Origin of the sequence: Variovorax sp. HW608, from assembly GCF_900090195.1 — a bacterium.
Lineage (GTDB): Bacteria > Pseudomonadota > Gammaproteobacteria > Burkholderiales > Burkholderiaceae_C > Variovorax.
On the sequence record NZ_LT607803.1, the window covers coordinates 6,411,856 to 6,428,862 of the forward strand.

The 17,007-nt window shown below is 67.3% G+C and carries 16 protein-coding genes and 1 pseudogene; 11 read left to right on the forward strand and 6 right to left on the reverse strand.

The window, feature by feature from the left end:
- The first annotated feature begins 14 nt into the window (after nt 1-14).
- Genes VAR608DRAFT_RS30315 through VAR608DRAFT_RS30325 form a run of 3 tightly spaced genes read left to right on the forward strand, consistent with a single transcriptional unit; the run spans nt 15 to nt 1,833 of the window.
- Nucleotides 15-458, forward strand: coding sequence for a DoxX family protein (locus VAR608DRAFT_RS30315; RefSeq protein WP_088957444.1), 444 nt, complete (start codon nt 15-17; stop codon nt 456-458).
- Nucleotides 459-510: 52 nt separating this feature from the next.
- Entirely contained in the window at nt 511-1,224 is a 714-nt protein-coding gene (locus VAR608DRAFT_RS30320; RefSeq protein ID WP_088957445.1) for a YoaK family protein, read from the forward strand.
- Between the two features lie 15 nt (nt 1,225-1,239).
- Complete coding sequence (locus tag VAR608DRAFT_RS30325; RefSeq protein ID WP_088957446.1) at nt 1,240-1,833, forward strand: TMEM175 family protein; 594 nt, start codon at nt 1,240-1,242, stop codon at nt 1,831-1,833.
- A gap of 26 nt (nt 1,834-1,859) precedes the next feature.
- Here the strand turns inward: VAR608DRAFT_RS30325 and VAR608DRAFT_RS30330 are convergent, their stop codons facing one another.
- Nucleotides 1,860-2,372: a glycine zipper 2TM domain-containing protein gene (locus tag VAR608DRAFT_RS30330; protein ID WP_088957447.1), complete on the reverse strand. Its 513-nt coding sequence runs from the start codon at nt 2,370-2,372 to the stop codon at nt 1,860-1,862.
- 174 nt (nt 2,373-2,546) lie between these two features.
- Here VAR608DRAFT_RS30330 and VAR608DRAFT_RS30335 point away from each other — a divergent pair, with 174 nt between their 5' ends.
- Nucleotides 2,547-2,762 (forward strand): hypothetical protein, encoded by a 216-nt coding sequence (locus tag VAR608DRAFT_RS30335; protein WP_088957448.1) that lies wholly within the window; start codon nt 2,547-2,549, stop codon nt 2,760-2,762.
- A 15-nt stretch (nt 2,763-2,777) separates the two neighbouring features.
- Here the strand turns inward: VAR608DRAFT_RS30335 and VAR608DRAFT_RS30340 are convergent, their stop codons facing one another.
- The 3 genes from VAR608DRAFT_RS30340 to VAR608DRAFT_RS30350 all read right to left on the reverse strand — a co-directional run bounded on the left by VAR608DRAFT_RS30340 (nt 2,778) and on the right by VAR608DRAFT_RS30350 (nt 6,381).
- The gene (locus VAR608DRAFT_RS30340) at nt 2,778-3,599 is read right to left on the reverse strand and encodes a universal stress protein (protein WP_088957449.1); all 822 of its coding nucleotides are present in this window, start codon (nt 3,597-3,599) and stop codon (nt 2,778-2,780) included.
- Between the two features lie 109 nt (nt 3,600-3,708).
- Nucleotides 3,709-5,409 (reverse strand): PHA/PHB synthase family protein, encoded by a 1,701-nt coding sequence (locus VAR608DRAFT_RS30345; protein WP_231973013.1) that lies wholly within the window; start codon nt 5,407-5,409, stop codon nt 3,709-3,711.
- Between the two features lie 96 nt (nt 5,410-5,505).
- A complete protein-coding gene (locus tag VAR608DRAFT_RS30350; RefSeq protein ID WP_157731165.1) occupies nt 5,506-6,381 on the reverse strand; it encodes a L,D-transpeptidase in 876 nt (291 codons plus the stop codon).
- A gap of 90 nt (nt 6,382-6,471) precedes the next feature.
- Here VAR608DRAFT_RS30350 and VAR608DRAFT_RS30355 point away from each other — a divergent pair, with 90 nt between their 5' ends.
- Nucleotides 6,472-6,900 (forward strand): Hsp20/alpha crystallin family protein, encoded by a 429-nt coding sequence (locus VAR608DRAFT_RS30355; RefSeq protein WP_088957450.1) that lies wholly within the window; start codon nt 6,472-6,474, stop codon nt 6,898-6,900.
- Between the two features lie 139 nt (nt 6,901-7,039).
- On the opposite strand, the gene groEL is transcribed toward VAR608DRAFT_RS30355, so the two are convergent.
- Nucleotides 7,040-8,308, reverse strand: coding sequence for a chaperonin GroEL (gene groEL, locus VAR608DRAFT_RS30360; RefSeq protein WP_088957451.1), 1,269 nt, complete (start codon nt 8,306-8,308; stop codon nt 7,040-7,042).
- Between the two features lie 146 nt (nt 8,309-8,454).
- Here groEL and VAR608DRAFT_RS30365 point away from each other — a divergent pair.
- A pseudogene (locus VAR608DRAFT_RS30365) lies at nt 8,455-9,042 on the forward strand (3-oxoacyl-ACP reductase); the annotation flags it as partial.
- Nucleotides 9,043-9,058: 16 nt separating this feature from the next.
- Here the strand turns inward: VAR608DRAFT_RS30365 and VAR608DRAFT_RS30370 are convergent.
- Nucleotides 9,059-10,411: an MBL fold metallo-hydrolase RNA specificity domain-containing protein gene (locus VAR608DRAFT_RS30370; RefSeq protein ID WP_088957453.1), complete on the reverse strand. Its 1,353-nt coding sequence runs from the start codon at nt 10,409-10,411 to the stop codon at nt 9,059-9,061.
- A gap of 134 nt (nt 10,412-10,545) precedes the next feature.
- Between VAR608DRAFT_RS30370 and VAR608DRAFT_RS30375 the strand changes: the two genes are divergently transcribed.
- The 5 genes from VAR608DRAFT_RS30375 (at nt 10,546) to VAR608DRAFT_RS30395 (ending at nt 17,003) form a co-directional block, all read left to right on the forward strand.
- On the forward strand, nt 10,546-11,028 hold the full coding sequence (locus VAR608DRAFT_RS30375) for a universal stress protein (protein WP_088957454.1): 483 nt from the start codon (nt 10,546-10,548) through the stop codon (nt 11,026-11,028).
- A gap of 14 nt (nt 11,029-11,042) precedes the next feature.
- A complete protein-coding gene (locus VAR608DRAFT_RS30380) occupies nt 11,043-11,501 on the forward strand; it encodes a universal stress protein (RefSeq protein WP_088957455.1) in 459 nt (152 codons plus the stop codon).
- Nucleotides 11,502-11,508: 7 nt separating this feature from the next.
- Nucleotides 11,509-14,073: a magnesium-translocating P-type ATPase gene (gene mgtA / locus VAR608DRAFT_RS30385; RefSeq protein WP_231973014.1), complete on the forward strand. Its 2,565-nt coding sequence runs from the start codon at nt 11,509-11,511 to the stop codon at nt 14,071-14,073.
- Between the two features lie 89 nt (nt 14,074-14,162).
- The gene (locus VAR608DRAFT_RS30390) at nt 14,163-16,205 is read left to right on the forward strand and encodes a PAS domain S-box protein (protein WP_231973015.1); all 2,043 of its coding nucleotides are present in this window, start codon (nt 14,163-14,165) and stop codon (nt 16,203-16,205) included.
- 39 nt (nt 16,206-16,244) lie between these two features.
- Nucleotides 16,245-17,003: a hypothetical protein gene (locus VAR608DRAFT_RS30395; protein ID WP_088957458.1), complete on the forward strand. Its 759-nt coding sequence runs from the start codon at nt 16,245-16,247 to the stop codon at nt 17,001-17,003.
- The last annotated feature ends 4 nt before the right edge of the window (nt 17,004-17,007 follow it).

Consider the following 17,007-nt stretch of genomic DNA (forward strand, 5'->3'; position numbering starts at 1 on the left):
GCAGGAGCGCCGCGATGACAAACCTCAGCATCGAAGGCCGTTTGGCACCCATTGCCCGGCCCGTCTTCGGCAGCCGTGCGCTGCGCTGGCTGGCCTATCTGGGCCTGTGCGCAGCCTATCTGCAGGGCGGACTCGTCAAGCTCAGCGATTTTCAGGGTGCCATCGGCGAGATGCATCATTTCGGCCTGGCGCCGGCGCCCGTGTTCGCGGTGCTGGTGATCGTGCTGGAGCTGGGCGCTTCCGCGCTGATCCTGGTTGGGCGGCTGCGCTGGCTGGGCGCATTGGCGCTGGCGGGCTTCACCTTGCTGGCGACGCTGCTGGCACTGCGCTTCTGGGAGCTGCCCGCGGGCCAGGAGCGCTTCATGGCGGCCAATTCCTTTTTCGAGCATCTGGGCCTGGTCGGCGGCTTTCTGCTCGTGGCCTGGCTCGATCTGCAGCCAAGCCGGGCCGCGGACTGAGGGCCGCGGACGATCGGCCAATATCTGGAGTACCTAGAGGAGACGTACACGCATGACTGCCTCCAACTCATCGTCACCGGCCATCGAACAGGCTCCGGGCCTCTGGGAGCAATGCCGCGCGCCGGTCCTGCTCACCATCGTGGGTGGCGCCATCGACACCATCGGCTTCATCGCCTTGCTGGGCTTCTTCACGGCCCATGTGACCGGCAACCTGGTGCTGGCCGGCGCGGCCTTCGTGAAGGGGGGCGAGGGCCTTTGGATCAAGCTGGGCGCCATACCGCTCTTCATCGCCACGGTCATGCTCACCAAGATGTGGATCGACCGCTGCAGCCAGTCCCACAAGACCATCGGCTGGATGTTCGTGGCGGAGGCGGTGTTCCTGTCGGGCTTCATGCTGGCGGGCCTCAGGTTCGAGCCGTTCAGCGACCCCAATGCAGGCACCCTGGCACTGACCGGCGCATTGGGACTCATGGCCCTGGCCATCCGCAACACGGCGAGCAAGACGCTGATCAAGCACATCAGCCCCAGCACCATCATGACGGGCAATACCACCCAGTTCGGCATCGACCTGTCCAACTTCATGCGCGAGCCCAGCCGCGAGCATGGACAGGCCCTGTTCAAGAGCGGCAGCGTCGTGGCGGGCTTCGTGATCGGCGCGTTTCTGGGCGCGGTGCTCTACGTGCGCCTGGGGTTCTGGAGCGTGCTGCCCTTCATGCTGGTCGTCCTGTACCTGGCTAGCCTGTCCTTTCGCAAGCAGTTCATCTGACGCAGGATTCGGAGCATGAACAAGAGCCGGCTCGAATCCTTCAGCGATGGCGTCATCTCGGTGAGCCTGACGCTGATGCTCTATCAGATCCAGCTGCCGGCCGAATTCACCTGGAACGGGTTGCAGACCGAGGCCTATCACTTCTTCGGCTACGTCCTCAGCTTCATCTATGTCGGCATCTACTGGAACAACCACCATCATCTGTTCCAGGTGGTGCGCGGCATCAACGGCCGGATCATGTGGGCCAACCTGAACCTGCTGTTCTGGCTGACCATGATTCCGATCACCACGACCTGGGCTGGAAAGTCGGGGCTGCTGGCGCTTCCGACGGCGTTGTATGCCCTGGTGCTTTTCATGTGCTCCGCCGCCTACTGGGTGCTGGAGCGCGCCATCATCGCGTCGGAGGGCAAAGCCTCGGTGCTCGCCAGCACCCTGGGCAAGGACCGCAAGGGAAAGCTCTCCCTCCTGGTCTACGCCCTGGCCGTGGGCTGCAGCTTGTACAGCACGATCGCCACGTTCTCCATCCTCACGGCGATGGCCGCGCTCTGGTTCCTGCCCGACTCGCGCATCGAAAAATATCTGACGCAGCAGGATGAAACAAAAACCTAGCCCGCCAGGCACCGAAGGCCCGGCGGCTACTTCTTCTTGCTGCTCGCCGGCTGCAGCACGTCCCCCTTCAGCGTGACCGCCTGTCCGACCGGTGGCGCGGTCGTGGTCTGAACCGTGCGCATCGAGCCGTCCTGCATCCGCACGCTGACCTCGTAGGCCGTCTTGGCGTTCTTCTTTTTCTCGACCGTGTTGCCCGCGTAGGCGCCGCCGGCCGCGCCGGCGACGGTGGCGACGGTCCGCCCCCTGCCGCTGCCGATCTGGTGGCCGATCACGCCACCGACCACGCCGCCGGCCACGGCACCCACGCCGGAGGTCGGCTTCGAACTCTTGACCTGACGTACGGATTCGACCTTGCCGCAGACGGAACAGGGCTTCGAAGGCGCAGCCGCGGGCGCCTGTTCCGCGGGCGGCGGCGTCTGCGCCTGCGCCACGGTCAACGGCGTGGCCAGCATCGCGGCGAGCACGCAGATCGAAGCCCATGGAGGCCGGGTCGCCGCGCCGTCCACAGCGCCGCGGCGGCTGGGTGAAATGGATGCCATGCAGGCCCCCTTTCCATTCCCGGTGCGAAGGCACCGGGTGCACTCAGAATCATCGCCAATGCCCGCTGCCTGTCAACGCAGCGCCCTCGCTTGCGTTGACGCAGATCAACAGGCTCCCCGCGCAGGCGCCTAGCATGGAAACGAGCACAGCCCCACCAGCGAAGAGACCCCCGTATGAACAGCTCCGAATCGCCCCAGGCGCATCTTCAGGATGCCTTTCTTCTTTCCGCACTCGGGTGGCAACACCTGTTCCAGGAACAGCTGGAAAAGCTCCAGCAAGCGCAGCTTCATGCCATGGGAGAGTGGACGCAGACCTTTGTCGCCCTCTACCAGGACGCCTGGGATCGATGGACCGCACGCTTCGGCGGCGGCGTCCCGCTCGACGGCTGAGCGCTTCTGCAAGCGCTAGTGCGCCATCAGCACCGGCAAGGTCATCGATTGCAGGATCGAACGGGTGGCGCCGCCGACCACCCATTCGCGCGCGCGGCTGTGACCGTAGCAGCCCATCACCAGGAGATCTGCACCCACATCGGCCGCGAGCGACAACAAGCGCTCGCCGATCTCGCCGTCGTCCACCCCGCCCGTTCGTACCGAGGCATCGACGCCCTGCGTCCGCAGATAGGTCTGCAGCCGGCGCAGTGAAGCTTCGGCCGCCTCGCCGTAAGCCACCACCTGCACGGAGCGCGCACGCGAGAGCCAGGGCAGCGCGGCTGTCACGGCGCGAGCGGACTCGCGCGTTTCCTTCCAGGCGATGAGGACGGTCTGCCCGACCGCCGCCACGGTTCCCGCGTAGGGCACGATCAACGCGGGCTTGCCGCATTCGACGAGCACGCTGGACACGAACTCCGGCGGCAGGTCCGCCGCGTCGGGATCCTCTTCATTGCGCTGGCCGAGGACCAGCAGGTCGGCATACAGCGCCCGCCGGGCAAACGCCCAGGGCTCGTCGCCCAAGGCTTCTTCCCAATGCAGGCGCGGCGAGCCGGCAGCGGCATCCACGAAGAGGGCGAGTGCCTTGTCCCGGCGTTCCTTGTCGAGCTCCTTCATGATGGAGATCGCATCCGGCGCCGCGCTCAATGCGTACGGATAGCGCATCAGGGCCGTCAGGGTGCAGGGCAGGCCCGTGACCTCCGCTTCGAAGGCATCGGCCAAGGATCGCGCAAGCTGGATCCGCACCGTGGCGCGCGGCGAACTGTCGAGATGGAGCAGGATGGACTTCGGGGTCTGCACGGCCGTTCCTTTCAACGCTTTGGTCGCCGGCAGTCTGCGCCCTGGTTGGGCGCGCCGCCTTGCGCCGCGTCAACTCAGCACTCGGGCCGCGATTCCCGTCACGCGCCGGCTAGGACTCTCGCACGTACGCGCCCGGCGCGGGAACGATCCGTCCGTCGATCGTGACGCTGCGGACGGCCCTCGCCGCGGTTTCTCCGCTCGAGTGCTCGCGCAGCCAATGCGTCCACGCCGGCCACCACGAGCCCTGGAATCGCTGCGCGCCGGCGAGCCAGTCGTCGGGCTCCGCCGGAGCTTGGTGCGCAGCGTGGTGCATCTGGCGGTATGAAGCGGCCGCATGCGCGGCAGGCCCCTGCGGCGGGTTGACGATGCCCACGTTGTGGCCGCCCGACGTCAGCACGAAGTCGATGTCGGAATCGACGAGTCGATGGACCCGGTAGACGGATTTCCACGGCGACACATGATCCCTCTCGGTCGCGACGGCGAACATCGGGACCTTGATCCGCGACAGGTCCACCGGGTCGCGCGAGGTGCAGCAGAAGCGGCCTTCGGCCAGATCGTTGCGCAGGTACAGATGCCGCAGATACTCCGCGTGCATGCGCGCGGGCATGCGTGTGGCATCGGCGTTCCATGCGCGCAGCGCGGTCATCGGTGTGGTGGCGCCCATCAGGTACTCGTGCACCAGCTTGGACCACACCAGGTCCTTTGAATTGATGAGCTGGAAAGCCCCGGCCATCCGCCTGCCGTCGAGGTATCCGTTCTCCGTCATGAGGTCCTCGAGAAAGGCCACCTGGCTCTCGTCCATGAAGAGCCCCAGCTCGCCGGGCTCGGAGAAGTCGGTCTGCGCCGCGAACAGCGTCAGTGTCCGCAGCACGTCCCGGCATTCCGGCAGTGCCGCGGCGATGGCCAGCAGCGTACCGCCGAGGCAATAGCCTGCCGCATGGATGCCGGTCTTCGGATACAGCGACCGGATGGTGGCGAGCGAATCGAGCACACCGCGCCGGACGTAGTCTTCCATTCCCAGGCCCGCCTGTTCGCTTCGCGGGTTGCGCCACGACACGATGAAGACGGTGTGGCCGTTCTCGATGAGGTACTTCACCAGCGAATCCTGCGGCGTGAGGTCGAGGATGTAGAACTTCATGATCCATGCCGGAACGATGAACACGGGCTCACGCAGAACGGTCGCGGTTGCGGGCTCGTACTGGATCAGCTCGGCCAGCTCGTTGCGCATGACGACCTTGCCCGGCGTGAGCGCCACGGCCTGGCCCGGCAGGAAGTCCTCCACGCCGCGGGCCTTGCCATTGCCCGCGACCGTCACCGCATCGCGCGCCCAATTGACGAATCCGTTCGCCAGGTTGGCGCCGCCCGTCGTCAGCGTCCGCTTCAGCACCTCCGGATTGGTCGCGACGAAGTTGGACGGCGACAGCATGTCCAGCCACTGGCGCGCAACGAAGGCGACCTGATCCTCGTGGTGCTTCGAGACACCGCGCACACCATGCGTCGCCTCCTCCCACCACTGCTGAGCCGACAGGAAGGCACGAGCCATTGCGTCGAAGGGCGGCTCTGCCCACTCCTTGTGCGCGAATCGCCTGTCCTGTCGGGCCATGGCCTCATCCGCCTGCGCATCGTGCTCGCTCGACACGAGGGCCAGCCACCACGCCAGCGACTTGCGAAGTGCGCTCGCCGACAGCTCGGCCTGCTTCGCCGGCGACACCAGCAGGTGCACCAGCCAGTCCGACTGCGCCTGCGCGAGCGAAGCGGGAGAGATGCCGTTGGCAAGCTGTGCAATCCACTGCTTGAGCGGCAGATCCATGACAGCCGGTCCGTGACCGGCAGGGCAAACACGGGATTGATCCATCGCCCGATCGTCGCCGCGCAGCGCACTGCTGAGTTTGCGGCGCGTCAAGTTTCACCCGCCCTGTGCGTGTCCCTGCGGCGCTTTCGGCGAGACGGTCCAGGCCGCCCGCGCCTTCAGGCCGCTGTCCACGATGACGACATAGCGACCGGGGTCGGCAACCGTCTCGCGGTCTTCCTTCAGGACCCATGGCGCCTGGCCGTCGGCCACAAGCCGCTCGTACTCGGCATCCAGCACGCCATAGTGGTCCAGGAGCGTATTCAGCGTGGCCGGAATGCGGACGCAGCCCTTGGACTGCACGCTGCCAAGGCGATGCTCCAGCGAATCGGGCTCGGTCGCGTGCATCTGCAGCCGCATGTCGATGGTCGCGCGATCGCCCCAGCCTTTCGGTGCACGTTGCCAGCCGAGGTCGTACACCCGCATGCCTTTTCGGCCATAGCCGCGGATCCCGTTGCTGTTGAAGGTCCCCTCGGCGCGAAAGTCCGGATTGGATGGCGAATGCTCGAACACGCCCGCGGGCGTCTCGAAGTGATCGAAGGTACCGGGACGTCCCGTGGACACCGGCGATGCGCCGATGAAGCGGTAGTCGCCGGATTCCGAGCGCCAGAACAGCAGCGCCGCCTGCACCCTGGGGTCGCGATCGACCACGAGCAAATACTGCGCGCTGGACAAGTCCGCTTGCGCGTCGCGCAGGGCCGTCTCGGCGAGCCTCCGATAGCGCCGCACTTCGCCCGCGGGCACGGCGAATGCGCGGTCCACCTGGCTGCGGTAGGCCGCGGTCAATTCCTGGGGGGACGGCAGCGCCGCACTCAGGGTCGCAGTCGAGAAGAAGAAGCAAATGGCGCCCGCGAGGACCAGGACGGGCGTGCAGCATCGTTTCATGTCGGCATTGTCGAAACCGGGTTCACGCGAGCGATTGAGCCAGATCAAGCCGCTCGCTCCTGCAGCGGCCTACATTGAATTTTGCGCGGTTCAAAGTAGCCACGCTTGATCATCCACTTTCGATCCTGAGGAGCCATCATGAACAGCCTGAGACTGCTGGACCCGGTGTTCGGCAACGACTTCGAAACGGCGCTGCGCCGTTTCCTCTCCCCCGCCGTCTTCGAGGGCGAGCCCGCCCCGCTGAAGATGCGCATCGACGTGACCGAGAACGAGAAGGCCTTCAACGTGAAGGCCGACATCCCCGGCGTGAAGAAGGAAGACATCAGCATCAAGGTCGAGGGCCACATCGTCAGCATCGATGCCGAGACCAAGAGCGAGAAGGAAACCCGCGGCGAGGGCGACAAGGTCCTGCGCAGCGAGCGCTACTACGGCTCGATCTCGCGCACCTTCAGCCTCGGCCAGGACGTGGACGACACCAAGGTGCAGGCCAAGTACGCCGATGGCGTGCTGACGCTGGAACTCCCCAAGAAGGCGCCCGCCACCGCTTCGAAGATTCTCATCGAGTAAGCGCAGGTGCCGGCCCCGGGCTCCGGTCCCGCCGGGCCGGCCGGGTATCTGCTTGCCAGGAGATTCCGATGACGCTGCCCCTCAATCTCGACACCGACATGGTCACGCTGCCGGCGCCGCGGCGGCGGCCGTGACCGCCTCAGAACATGTCGGGCGAGGGCACGCCGGGTGGCGGCAGTTCCTTCTTCGGCGCATCGGCCACCATGCAGTCGATCGTGAGGATCAGGCTTGCGATGGAACCCGCGTTCTGCAGCGCGAGCCGCGTCACCTTGGCCGGGTCGATGACCCCCATCGCAAGCATGTCGCCATATTCGCAGCGCGCCGCGTTGTAGCCGAAGCTCGGCTGCGCATGGGCATCCACGCGGTCCAGAACGATGGACGGTTCCTGCGCCGCATTGAGAACGATGAGGCGCATCGGCTCCTCCAGCGCGCGCACCACGATCTTCAGGCCCGAGTCCTCGTCGAGCGTGGGCAGCGTCACGCCCTGCAGCGCCTTGCGTGCACGCAGCAAGGCGACCCCGCCGCCCGGAACGATGCCCTCCTCGATCGCCGCGCGCGTGGCGTGCAAGGCGTCCTCGACACGCAGTTTCCGCTCCTTCAGCTCGGTTTCCGTGGCGGCGCCGACCTTGATCACCGCCACGCCGCCCGACAGCTTGGCGATGCGCTCGTCCAGCTTCTCGCGGTCGTAGTCGCTGGCAAGCTTCTCGCGCTCCTTCTTCAGCATCACGATGCGGTCGCGGATGGCGGAAGCATCCCCCGCCCCGCCGACGATGGTCGTGCTCTCCTTGTCGACCACGACACGGCGGGCGCGGCCGAGGTGCTCGAGCTTCGCCTTCTCGAGCGTGAGGCCCAGTTCGGCGGAGACCACCTGCCCGCCGGTGACCAGCGCGATGTCTTCCAGCATCGCCTTGCGCCTGTCGCCGAAGCCCGGCGCCTTGACGGCGCAGGTCTTGAGCACACCGCGGATGCTGTTCACGACCAGCGTCGCCAAGGCATCGGCATCCACCTCTTCGGCGACGACCAGCAGGGGCATCCCGGCCTTCGAGCTCGACTCGAGCAAGGGCACGAGCTCCTGCAGGCCGGAGAGCTTCTGGTCGTACAGCAGCACCGCGACGTCTTCCAGCGGCACGGTGGCCGTCGTGGTGCCGTCGCCGGCCATCTCGCTGGTGCGCGCGGCGACTTCGCGCATCAGTTGTGCGCCCATGTTCTCGAAGCGGTCCTCGAGCTCGATCGACTTCGCGACGACCACGCCGGAATTGACGATCTGGGGCGCGCCGAACTCGCGGTCGAGCACCACCGTGCGCCCTCTTGGCCCCAACGTCACCTTGACCGCCTCGGCCAGGGTATCGACCCCACGGCGGATCTTGTCGCGAGCCTCCTCGCGAAACAGCAGTTTCTTGGCCGACATCTCTAAAGACACCTCCTGCTGACATCTTTCGCCTTCTTCTCGACTCCGGGCTTGCGCTAGGTCAAGCGAGCGGCCTCCCGCCGGCGCGCGGTCATATCAGCCTCTCGCACTGCCCCCCATGAAGAGACGCAAGTCGCCTCTCCGAGTGCACGGGCATTCCTGCGTTTGCATGGAACGTGGCCGACCCAGTCGCATGCCGTGAGGGCGTGGCCCGCGTGGAAGCCGAGCTCGGCCACGTCGACGTGCTGGTCAACAACGCCGGCATCACCCGCGACGCCATGCTGCACAAGATGTCGGACGCGCACTGGCGCGAAGTGATCGACGTCAACCTGGGTGGCTGCTTCAACATGTGCCGCGCTGTCATCGAAGGCATGCGGGAGCGCCGCCATGGACGCATCGTCAACATGGGTTCCGTCAACGGGCTCGCGGGGCAGGCCGGCCAGTGCAACTATGCGGCAACCAAGGCGGGGATGATCGGCTTCACGAAGTCCCTCGCCCTGGAGGGCGCCTCGCGCAACATCACGGCCAACGTGATCGCGCCCGGCTACACGGACACCGCCATGGTCGGCGCGGTGCCGCCCGAGGTGCTCGCAGGAATCCTCAAGACCGTGCCGGTCGGCCGCCTCGCGACGGCTGCCGAGATCGCGCGCGCGGTGGTGTTCCTCGCATCGGAGGACGCGGGCTTCATCACCGGCATCACCTTGTCGATCAACGGCGGCAAGTACATGCCCTGAGCCGACGGCGCGGGAATCAAAGGGCCACCGTCTGCAGATAGTCCGGCACGCCGGCCTGCCAGTTGAACCGCTCTTCGATCGCCAGGCGCAGCGCGTCGGCGGCGACCGGCTCGCCGTGCGTCACGAACACGCGCTTCGGCGCCGGCAATCCTTCCAGCCAGGCCAGGAGTTGGCTGCGATCGGCATGCGCCGAGAGCATGTCCAGCCCGACCACCTCGGCGCGCACGTGCACATAGGCGCCATGGATCTTGATGTCCCTCGCCCCGGCCAGCATCGCCGCGCCACGGGTCCCGGCGGCCTGGTAGCCGGCGAAGAGGATCGTGCTCCTCGGATCGGGCGCATACGCTTCCAGGTGGTGCAGCACGCGCCCGCCGGTCGCCATGCCGCTCGCCGAGATGATGATCGACGGAAAGCTCAGCCCGTTCAGCCGCTTCGACTCTTCGACCGTGTTGACGAATTTCACCTCCTTGCTCAGCGCGGCACACTGCGCGGCATCGAGGCGATGCTGGTCCGAATGACGCCGCAGGATGTGCGTCGCATCCGCTGCCATCGGACTGTTGAGATACACCGGCAGGTCGGGAATCCGGCGCGCCGCCTTGAGCAGGTGGATGCAGTGCAGAAGTGTCTGGGCCCTGCCCACCGCGAAGGCCGGCACCACGACGATGCCGCCCCGCGCGGCCGTCCGGTCGATCACTTCTGCAATCGCCGACAAGGTGTCGACCTTGGCATGCAGGCGATCGCCATAGGTGGATTCGATGACCACGTAGTCGGCAGGCTCCGGCCGCTCGGGCGGGCGCATCACCAGATCGTCATCCCGGCCCAGATCGCCGGAAAAGAGGATGCTGCCGCCCTCCCAGGCAAGGTGGATGCTCGCAGCGCCGAGGATGTGCCCGGCGCGTCGCAGTCGCCATGTCCAGCCCGGCCAGGGGGCATGCGTCTTGTCGAAATCCAGGACTTCGAAGCGTTCGAGGGCCGCACGCGCATCGTCCTCCGTGTACAGCGGCAGTGCGGGCTTGTGGCGGGAATGGCCGTGACGATTGGCGTAATCGGCCTCCTCCTCCTGCAGGTGGCCGGAGTCGGGCAGCAGCAACTCGCACAGATCGCGCGTCGCCTGCGTGGCATAGACGGGGCCGTTGAAGCCCAGCTTGATCAGGCGCGGAACGAGGCCGCTGTGATCGAGATGCGCATGCGTCAACAAGACCGCATCGATCTCGGAGGCCTTGACCGGCAAGGGCTCCCAGTTGCGCAGGCGCAATTGCTTCAGGCCCTGGAACAGCCCGCAATCCACCAGGAGGCGGCGGCCCGCGTGCTCCAGCAAGTACTTCGACCCGGTGACCGTGTCGGTTCCACCGAGAAACCGGATGCGCATCGTGTCTCCTTCTTCTTGCCGTCAGGCCTGACGCACGACACCATGACAACGCTCGCGATTTGCGCGGCGTCAATGGTCCGGTGCCCTGCGGGCGGATACTGAATGTTTCTGGACACCAGCGCAAGGAGTCTTCCATGTATCAGCAGATCCTCGTTCCCGTCGACGGCAGCGCGACGTCGATGCAGGGCCTCGAGCAGGCCATCGGGATGGCGCGGCTCACCAACGGTCGAATTCGCCTGATCCACGTCGTCGACGAGCTGTCCTACGCGCTCGCGACGGATGGCTATGCGGGCTACACCGGCGACTGGCTGGGCGTGCTGCGCGAGAACGGCGCCAAGCTGCTGCAGGATTGCCTGCAGAAGGTCGAGGCGGCCGACATTTCCGTCGAGACGGTGCTGCGCGACAACCTGGACGGACCGGTGCACGAGCTCGTGACGAAGGAAGCCGCGAGCTGGCCTGCCGATCTGATCGTGCTGGGCACCCATGGACGCCGCGGAGCGAAGCGGCTGTTCCTCGGCAGCAGCGCCGAGAACATCCTGCGCACGGCGCCCGTTCCGGTCCTCCTGGTGCGCGCGCCCGAGGGCGCGTCCCAAGGTGAAGCAGCGGCGTCGACCTAGAGGAAGGCTCAGCCATGTACCACCGTATCCTCGTCCCCATCGACGGCAGCAAGACTGCGGCACAGGGCCTGCAGGAAGCCATTCGCCTGGCTGCAGAACAGAAGGCCAGCCTGCACCTGCTCCATGTGATCGATGATTTCCCGATGCTCGGGGAGCTGACGGATGTCGCTGCCTACGGCAACGTGCTGCAGACGCTGCGCGACTACGGCGAGAAACTGCTCTCCGACGCGCAGGAACTCGCGGCCAAGTCCGGCGTGAAGGCCGAGGTCGCCTTGCGCGAGGTGACGGGGGCGCGCATTGCCACCATCGTGCTCGCGGAAACGAAGGCCACCGGCTGCGACCTGATCGTGATGGGAACGCATGGACGCCGGGGCGTCAGCCGCCTGACGCTGGGCAGCGATGCGGAACTGGTCGTGCGCGCCGCTCCGGTGCCTGTCCTGCTCGTCCGGCACCCCGGCGCAGACCCCGCCTAGCCGCGCCGTGGGCTCTCCCGAACCTTCTTCCGCCTGGTGGGTCGATCCCGCACCGGCGGCGACGGAAGGGCTGTCCCGGTCCGAGGCTGAGGAGCGGCTGGCCCGGCACGGCCCCAACACGCTGGAGGCGCACAACGAGCGTCCGCTCGCGCTGCAGTTCCTCGAACGCTTTCGCAACCCGCTCGTGCTCGTGCTGCTGGCCGCCAGCGCCGTCTCGGCCGCGACCGGCGACGCTGCCAACTTCTTCATCATCATGGCGCTGGTGCTGCTCAGCGTCACGCTGGACTTCGTCCAGGAACATCGGGCCAACCGCGCGGCGCAAAAGCTGCGCGAATCGGTGGCACTGCGCGCCACGGTGATTCGCGAGGGGCGGCAGCAGGAACTGCCGGTGGCGCAGCTGGCTCCTGGCGACGTCGTGCTGCTCGCCGCGGGCGAGCGGATCCCGGCCGACGGCAGGCTGATCGAGGCGCGTGACTTCTTCGTCAACCAGGCCCTGCTGACCGGGGAGTCCTATCCCGTCGAGAAGCGTCCGGGCGAACTGGATCGCGGCGCGACGGAGCTGCAGCAGGCCTCCAACGCGGTATTCATGGGGAGCACGGTGGTGTCCGGCAGTGCGCGCGTCTGCATCATGGCGACGGGCGCCGCCACGGCGCTCGGCGAAGTGGCCCACAGCATCCAGTCGGAGCCGCCGCCGACCGCGTTCGAAGCGGGGATGCACCGCTTCGCCATGCTGCTCGTGCGCGTGACGCTGTGGATGGTGCTGTTCGTCATGCTGGTCAACCTGGTGCTGCACCGGCCGCTGCTCGAATCCTTCCTGTTTGCCGTCGCGCTGGCGGTGGGCCTGACTCCCGAGCTGCTGCCGATGGTGGTGACCGTCACGCTCTCGCGCGGCGCATTGCGCATGGCGCAGCGCCGCGTCATCGTCAAGCGGCTGCCCGCGATCCAGAACCTCGGCGCCATGGATGTGCTGTGCACCGACAAGACGGGCACGCTGACCGAGGCCCGGATCAGCCTCGAGCGCTGCATCGATCCCGAGGGGCGGGACAGCCAGCGCGTGCTGATGCTGGCCCACCTCAACAGCGTCTTCGAGAGCGGTCTCAAGAGCCCGCTGGACGAGGCCATCCTCGCCCGCGAGATCGACGCTGGGCCGTGGAAGAAGATCGATGAAGTGCCCTTCGATTTCGAGCGCAGGCGGGTTTCGGTGCTGGTCGATCGCGGCGACGCGCGCTGGCTGGTCGTCAAGGGTGCGCCGGACGATGTCATCGCCGCATGCAGCCATCACGAAGTCGACGGCGGCCGCTCGCGGGTGCCACTCGATGACCCCGCGAGGCAGCGGCTGCGCACGCAATGCCGCGAGCTGGAGCGGCAGGGCCTGCGCGTTCTCGGTGTGTCGTGGCGCGACGTGGCGCCCGATCATCCGCACGCCGACGTGCGCGACGAAAGCAACCTGGTGTTCGCCGGCTTCGCGGCCTTCATCGACCCGCCCAAGGCCGGCGCAGGCGAAGCGCTCGCGGCGCTGTCCCGAAGCGGCGTCGCCGTGAAGATCGTCAGCGGCGACAGCGAACTCGTGGTCGAGCACCTGTGCCAGCTGCTCCATATTCCGGTGACCGGCGTGCTCACGGGACGCGAGATCGCCGCCATGGACGAGGCCGCGCTGCGCGCGCGCGTGCAGAGGACCAACCTCTTCTGCCGCGTCAATCCGACGCAGAAGAACCGCATCATCCTCGCGCTGAAGGCGCGCGGCCACGTGGTGGGCTACCTGGGCGACGGGGTCAACGATGCGCCGCCGCTTCGCTCGGCCGACGTGGGCCTGACCGTGGATTCCGCGGTCGACGTCGCGCGCGAAGTGGCCGACATGGTGATGCTCGACCACGACCTCGGCGTGCTGCACGCCGGGGTGCTCGAAGGCCGGCGGACCTTCGGCAACGTGATGAAGTACATCATGATGGGCACGAGCTCCAACTTCGGGAACATGCTGAGCATGGCGGGCGCCGCGCTGTTCCTGCCCTTCCTGCCGCTGCTGCCGACGCAGATCCTGCTCAACAACATCCTCTACGACATGTCGGAGGCGGCGATCCCGCTGGACCGCGTCGACGAACAGGGCCTGCGCCGACCCGGCACGCTGGACATGGGGTTCATCCAGCGCTACATGTGGCTCTTCGGCCTGATCAGTTCGGCCTTCGACGCGCTGACCTTCTGGGTCCTGCTCGGCGTGCTGCACGCGGATGCCACGCTCTTTCGCACCGGGTGGTTCATGGAGTCGCTGATCACCCAGGTGCTCGTGATCTTCGTGATCCGCACGCGCGACCGGCCCTGGCGCAGCCGGCCCGGCGCGATGCTCACGGGCACTTCGCTGGCCGTCGTGGCCGTTGCCCTGGCGCTGCCCTACGCGCCGCTCGGCCGGCTCGTGCACCTGGAGCCGCCGCCGACGGTCTTCCTGGCCTGGCTCGCGGGCATGGTGGCGACCTATCTGGTGCTGGTGGAGATCGCGAAGCGCTTCTTCTACCTTCACCTCGCGTCCAGGCGGGGCCATCGGATGCCTGTCCGCCGGGCGCGGACGCGCCAGGCCTGAACCGCCATGGTCTTTCGCCACCCGCGAGCCGCGGGCCGGCCCATGACCGCTGCTTCGGTGGAACCGCGCGGTGGCCGAGAATGAGCGCCATGAACGAAGCTCCCGAATTCGACGAAGGTACGGTCTTCCGCTCGCTTTTCGCTGCCTATCCGGACGCGCTCCTGGTGGTCGATCTGGAAGGCATCATTCGCCTGGCCAATCCCGCCGCGCTCGCGCTCCTGGGCTACGAAGCCGACGAGTTGCTGGGCCTCGGCGTCGATGTCCTCGTGCCCGATGCCATCCGTCCGCGCCATGCGGCGTACCGGGATGCCTATGCTGCGCACCCGCGGCCCCGTCCGATGGGAACGCAGATGGACCTGGTCGCCAGGCGCCGTGACGGGCGCGAAGTGATGGTCGAGATCGCCCTCAGCCCGCTGCAGGACCATGGGCTGCCCTACGTGGTGGCGGCCATCCGCAACATCACGGACTATCCGCGCGTCAAGCAGGCGCTTCAGCGGGCGCGTTATGCGGAGCACCTGGCCAAATTCGGGCGCCTCGCCGTGGATGCCCGCGAATCGGAAAAACTCCTGGCCGAGGTGCCCGTCGTGGCTGCCGATGCACTGCAGGTGGAAATGGCCGAAGTCCGGCTGCTCGAGCCGAACGGACTCAAGGTCCGGGTCGCCACGGCCGCTGGCCCGGATTCGGCACAGAGGATTGGCCTCAGGCTCGCGATCGAGCCGGGCTCCGCGCTCGAAATGGTCCTGGCCGAAGGCAAGGCCGTCGTGGCGGGTGACAGCGACGGGCACGCCGAACGAAGCCTCGAATTGACGCCCAGCGATCGCGAGACCGGGGTCGTCTGCAAGCTGCTGGTGCCCTTGGCGGACCGGGGCCGCACGATCGGGGCGCTGGCCGTGCGTTCCCGCACCCGGCGCACCTTTGGCGAGGACGAACTGAACTTTCTGGAATCGCTGTCGAGCCTGCTGGCGACGGTCCTGCAGCGCGCCAGCAGCGAAGATGCGCTGAACCATGCACAGCGCCTCGAATCGGTCGGCCAGCTCACCGGTGGCATCGCGCATGACTTCAACAACCTGCTCACGGTGATCTCCGGCAATCTCCAGATCCTGCGCGATGTGCCCGCGTACGCATCGGATGCGCTCGTGCAGCCGCTGGTCGACTCGGCCCTCCGCGCCACGCAGCGCGGCGCCGAACTCACCGCCAAGCTCCTGGCCTTTTCGCGCCGCCAGGTGCTTCAACCTACCGTGGTCGACCTCGGCGTTCTGCTGCGCTCCCTCACCGGCATGCTGCGCCGGACGCTGGACCAGCGCATCGCGATCGAACTCGACGTCGCCGTCGACCTGCGGTGCACGGTCGATCCCGTCCAGCTCGAGTCCGCGCTCCTGAACATTGCGCTCAATGCGCGCGATGCCATGCCGAAGGGGGGCACCCTGAGGTTCAACTGCCATGTGGCCGTGACGAAGCCGCCGGAACTCGAGCTCGCGGAGGCGGGCGCGGCAGGCTTCATCGCCATCGAGATCTCGGACACCGGTGAAGGCATGCCGGAAGCCGTCCGCGAGCGGGCGTTCGAACCCTTCTTCACCACCAAGGAAAGCGGGCGAGGCACCGGGCTCGGCCTGGCCACCGTGTACGGTTTCGCACACCAATCGCGGGGGGCGGCCACCCTCGAGAGCACGCCGGGCCACGGCACCACCGTCACCTTGTACTTGCCGCGCGTGGGCGGCGGCGAGGTCCAGGCCGAAGTGCAAAGCGCCAGCCCCAGAGCGAATATCCCCAAGGGCTTGAAGGTCCTGCTCGTCGAGGACGACCCGGAAGTCATCGCCGTGGTCCGGCAGTTTCTGACATCGATGGGCCTCGAGGTGCTGCCCTGCACGGACGGTCAGCAGGCCCTGCAGGTACTGGAAGACCAGCCGGTCGATCTGTTGCTGACCGACGTCTTCCTCGGCCCCGGCCTGCGTGGCACCGAGGTGGCGGCCAGGGCAAGGCGCAGACGCCCCGGCCTTCCGATCCTCCTGATGTCGGGCTATTCCGGTGAATTGCTCGACGACCCGATGGGGTGGGAGGTGCTGGCAAAGCCCTATACCCGCGCCGAGCTCGAACGCGCGATCGGCCGGGTGCTCAAGAACCGGGCGCAGTGAGCTGCGCTGAAACTGCGTCCACGCGAGAACACAGCAGACTTGAGCAGCGTCAAGTCCGGCGGGCTCAACCGGCGTAGCGTCGTCCACGTGACGATGCTTCATGCCGTGCGAAGTGCAGCGGACGATCCCTTGACGTCCGCCAGCAGGATCGCTTCACTCATCGCGACCGCCGACCAGCTGCGGCAGTCCTCGGCCGCGCCGTTGCGTGGCAAGAACCTCGCGCTGCTTCGCGCCAAGGGGGCTCCCCGGGCGTCGCAACTTCAACATGCCGCCGAAGCGCTCGGCGCGCGGGTGGCCCTGCTGGACTTCGCTCCCCAGGACGGCAGCGCCGATGCAAGCAGCGAGCTCATCACGCTGGCACGCATGCTCGGCCGCATGTACGACGCCATCGATTGCGACGACCTGGGCGCCTCGGCGCAGCGATTGATCGCGTTGCACGCCGGCGTGCCCGTCTTCCCGGGCCTCGCGCTCGACACCCATCCGGCCAGGGTCATCGCAGACCTCTGGACGCTCTGCGAGCGCCAGGCGCCGGCTGGGCGGCGGATCGTCTTCGTCGGGAACGGACGCAGTCGGCGGGCCCAGATGTTCGTGACGGCGGCCCGCACGATGGGCATCGCGATCCTCATGAAGTCGCTCGCCGATGCCGGGGGCGAAGGAACGCCGGCCATCGCGGACGCCTCCCGGGCCAGCCACTGGATCCTCTGGATCGGCGGCGTGGCCATCGACCGCGACGCCATGCAGGAAAGCCACCGGCGCATCATGCAGGCCGTGCTGGTCCACACCCTGCTCGGCGCCTGAATCC

Excerpts from the sequence above, each read along its gene's own strand:
- VAR608DRAFT_RS30315 (WP_088957444.1), top strand. The coding sequence starts at position 15 with ATGACAAACCTCAGCATCGAAGGCCGTTTGGCACCCATTGCCCGGCCC.
- VAR608DRAFT_RS30320 (WP_088957445.1), top strand. The coding sequence starts at position 511 with ATGACTGCCTCCAACTCATCGTCACCGGCCATCGAACAGGCTCCGGGC.
- VAR608DRAFT_RS30325 (WP_088957446.1), top strand. The coding sequence starts at position 1,240 with ATGAACAAGAGCCGGCTCGAATCCTTCAGCGATGGCGTCATCTCGGTG.
- VAR608DRAFT_RS30330 (WP_088957447.1), bottom strand. The coding sequence starts at position 2,372 with ATGGCATCCATTTCACCCAGCCGCCGCGGCGCTGTGGACGGCGCGGCG.
- VAR608DRAFT_RS30335 (WP_088957448.1), top strand. The coding sequence starts at position 2,547 with ATGAACAGCTCCGAATCGCCCCAGGCGCATCTTCAGGATGCCTTTCTT.
- VAR608DRAFT_RS30345 (WP_231973013.1), bottom strand. The coding sequence starts at position 5,409 with ATGGATCTGCCGCTCAAGCAGTGGATTGCACAGCTTGCCAACGGCATC.
- VAR608DRAFT_RS30355 (WP_088957450.1), top strand. The coding sequence starts at position 6,472 with ATGAACAGCCTGAGACTGCTGGACCCGGTGTTCGGCAACGACTTCGAA.
- groEL (WP_088957451.1), bottom strand. The coding sequence starts at position 8,308 with ATGTCGGCCAAGAAACTGCTGTTTCGCGAGGAGGCTCGCGACAAGATC.
- VAR608DRAFT_RS30370 (WP_088957453.1), bottom strand. The coding sequence starts at position 10,411 with ATGCGCATCCGGTTTCTCGGTGGAACCGACACGGTCACCGGGTCGAAG.
- VAR608DRAFT_RS30375 (WP_088957454.1), top strand. The coding sequence starts at position 10,546 with ATGTATCAGCAGATCCTCGTTCCCGTCGACGGCAGCGCGACGTCGATG.
- VAR608DRAFT_RS30380 (WP_088957455.1), top strand. The coding sequence starts at position 11,043 with ATGTACCACCGTATCCTCGTCCCCATCGACGGCAGCAAGACTGCGGCA.
- VAR608DRAFT_RS30390 (WP_231973015.1), top strand. The coding sequence starts at position 14,163 with ATGAACGAAGCTCCCGAATTCGACGAAGGTACGGTCTTCCGCTCGCTT.